Genomic DNA, 2,845 nt, shown 5'->3' on the forward strand with positions numbered 1-2,845 from the left:
ATCTTCAAGGTCGCCGACTACGGGATCGTGGGAGACATCTTCGAGGTGCTGCCGCTGCTCACCGCGGAGTTCAGGCGCGCGCTCGGCTGATCGCGGCGGCGGCAGGGGATCGCTGCAAGCAGCTTTCGATGTGGGGTTTGCAGCCGGCGGGCAGGGGCCGCCGGCAAAGGAAAACGGGATGACCCGAGAGCCACCCCGCCTTCCTTGAGAGCAATCCCTATACCCATACTAGAAAGGCAATGGCGTAAGCCATTCTAGTGCCGCCAATTAGGCCCCTGGGGGCTGCTGCTGACGACGCTGGGATACTAGCACAAGCACCCTGGAGGTGCAAGCGGCGCCAAGGGCAATCGTCCCGAGGGCTGGCCATTTCCGTAAGTATTTGCAGAACAGGCACTTGCAACCTGGAAGGAGCCTCATGAAGCGCGTCTTCAGCGGCATCCAGCCCTCGGGGGAACCGCACCTGGGCAACTACGCGGGCGCGCTGCTCAACTGGGTGCGCCTGCAGGCGGACTACGAGTGCATCTACTGCGTCGTCGACTACCACGCGATCACGCAGAGCTACGACGCGGAGCTCCTGGCCGCGCGCACGCTGGACATGGCGACAGCGATCCTCGCCGCGGGCGTGGATCCCCAGCGCGCCACCCTCTTCGTGCAGTCCGCGGTGCCCGAGCACACCGAACTCGCCTGGCTGCTCAACTGCGTGACGCCGCTGGGCGAGCTCGAGCGCATGACCCAGTTCAAGGACAAGGCCGCTCGTGACCGCAAGAACATCAACGTGGGCCTGCTCGCCTACCCCGTCCTCCAGGCGGCCGACATCGCGCTCTACCGCGGGGAGCTGGTGCCGGTGGGCGAGGACCAGGTGCAGCACCTCGAACTGGCGCGGGAGATCCTGCGCCGCTTCAATGCCCGCTACGGCGAGGTCTTCCCCGAGCCGCAGCCGTTGCTCAGCACGGCCAAGCGCATTCTGGGTCTGGACGGCCAGGCCAAGATGAGCAAGAGCCTGGGCAATACGCTGGCCGTGCTCGCGGACGCCGAGGAGATCTGGGACAAGCTGCGGCCCGCGGTCACCGACGCCCGTCGCGTGCGGCGCAGCGATCCCGGCGAGCCGGAGGACTGCAACATCTTCACCATGCACAAGGCCTTCACCGGCGAGGCCAAGCGCGACGAGCTGGCGGCCGGCTGCCGCAGCGCGGGGATCGGCTGCTTCGACTGCAAGCGAGTGCTGGCCGATGCCATCGACGCCCAGCTCGCGCCGGTCAGGGAGCGCTATCGCGAGCTGGCGGCGCGGCCGGAGCGGGTGCGCGAGGTGCTCGCCGCGGGCGCCACCCGCTGCCGGGGGATCGCCCGCGAGGTGCTGGCCGAGGCCCGCGCCGCGATGGGGCTGCTGCGCTGAGGCTGGCGGCCGGATTGCCTAGCGCCCGCTCTGGTCGCGCAGGAGCGTGATGCGCAGCAGGCCGTCCCGGCCCGGGGGATTGCCCTTGTAGCTGACCCCCTCGCAGGCGATCTGACCGTCGGCGAGCAGGAGGCGCTCCTCCAGCCGCTCCGCCAGCCACTGGGCCCGCGCCGTGGCCACCGCCGCCGACTCGGCCTGCGCCTGGACGCGGATCGCGCGGTCGGGGGCTTCCAGGATCTCGCGCAGGAGCCGATCGATGCGGCGCTCCGCCTCCGGCAGCGGCTCCGCCGCCCGCGTGACGAAGAACTCCGCCGCCGCCGCCTCGATGCGCAGGTTCTTGCCCTCGGCATAGGCCAGCGTAGGCAGGACGAAGGTGCTGCCGGCGTACTGATAGCGGTTGGTGCCCGAGTCCTCGATCGTGAAGAGGAAGGAGTAGGGGAAGCCGGGGCGCAGCATCTCCTGGTGGTCGCTGCGGCCGTCCCAGGCGAGCTCGGCGGGCGGTACGCCGTCTCCCGTCAGGTGCCGGAAGCCCTCCCCGCGATAGTCGGTGATGTCCAGGCGCCAGTGCTTGACGTCCGCGCTGATGCCGAACTCGGTGCGGAAGGTGGTCACCGGCGCCCGCGTGACGGCGCGGCTGCCGAAATCGGGAATCACCGGGCAGTCGACCCGCTCGCTGTCGTAGAGGTAGGGGTTGAAGCTCTCCATTGGCGTGTACTCGAACAGCAGCCGCTCGACCTCGGTGCTGCCGTCGTCGAGGTCCTCCGGCCGCGGGTGATAACCCAGCTCTGTCTTTTCGACCTGCACGCGGAACTCGCTGTCAGCCACGACCTCCAGCTGCTGGACGGTGACCGGCGGCGCCTTGGCCTCGTCCGCTGGCGCGGGCCGGGCGGTCGCGGCGAGCGTGAGGAGCAACAGGGCGAGGGACGAGCGCATGATGGCCTCCGCGACTCAGCGCAGCCTGAAGACGATGGTGAGCACGCCCCACTGCTCGGCGGTGGCGCCGGCGGGCAGGGGACTGAAACGCCAGTGCTCGAGGCAGCGTCTGGCCGCCTCGTCCAGCACCTGGTGCGGGCTGGCTTGCTCGACGAGCACCTTCTTGACGCTGCCGTCCGGCCGCACCGTGAAGTAGACGCTGACCGTGCCCTGCCAGCCCTGCTGCTTGGCAGCGGGCGGGTAGCCGGGCGCCTGCGAGGCCAGCACCTCGCGGTCGAGGATCGGCCCGCTGAGGGTCATCGAAACGTCCCGCTGGGATTGGGCCCCGGTGTCGCCGCCGGCCGGCGCCGGCAGGGCGGTGGCGGCGACGGCGGGGCGATCGGATTCGATCGTCCGCGGCGGTGCCGGCGCCGCGCGCGCCTCGCCGGCCGCGCCGCGCTGGAGCAGGCTGCCGCCGCGCGTCACGGCGTCGCTGCCGCCCCGGGAGATGAGGCCCGCGCCCCGCCCCGGTTCGGCCAC

3 protein-coding genes are annotated in these 2,845 nt (G+C 70.7%); 1 reads left to right on the forward strand and 2 read right to left on the reverse strand.

Annotated features, from left to right (window positions below; all coding sequences use genetic code 11):
* The first annotated feature begins 415 nt into the window (after nt 1-415).
* The gene (gene trpS / locus FJ251_15170; GenBank protein ID MBM4119042.1) at nt 416-1,393 is read left to right on the forward strand and encodes a tryptophan--tRNA ligase; all 978 of its coding nucleotides are present in this window, start codon (nt 416-418) and stop codon (nt 1,391-1,393) included.
* A gap of 18 nt (nt 1,394-1,411) precedes the next feature.
* Here the strand turns inward: trpS and FJ251_15175 are convergent, their stop codons facing one another.
* Both FJ251_15175 and FJ251_15180 read right to left on the reverse strand, forming a co-directional pair.
* Nucleotides 1,412-2,326, reverse strand: a complete 915-nt coding sequence (locus tag FJ251_15175; protein MBM4119043.1) for a hypothetical protein — start codon at nt 2,324-2,326, stop codon at nt 1,412-1,414.
* Between the two features lie 15 nt (nt 2,327-2,341).
* A partial coding sequence (locus tag FJ251_15180; GenBank protein MBM4119044.1) for an energy transducer TonB occupies nt 2,342-2,845 on the reverse strand: 504 nt, incomplete at its 5' end.

Source organism: bacterium, from assembly GCA_016873475.1.
GTDB lineage: Bacteria > Krumholzibacteriota > Krumholzibacteriia > JACNKJ01 > JACNKJ01 > VGXI01.

What these genes read in the sequence shown, in the direction of transcription:
- FJ251_15175 (MBM4119043.1), bottom strand. Translation starts at nt 2,326, where the DNA reads ATGCGCTCGTCCCTCGCCCTGTTGCTCCTCACGCTCGCCGCGACCGCC.
- trpS (MBM4119042.1), top strand. Translation starts at nt 416, where the DNA reads ATGAAGCGCGTCTTCAGCGGCATCCAGCCCTCGGGGGAACCGCACCTG.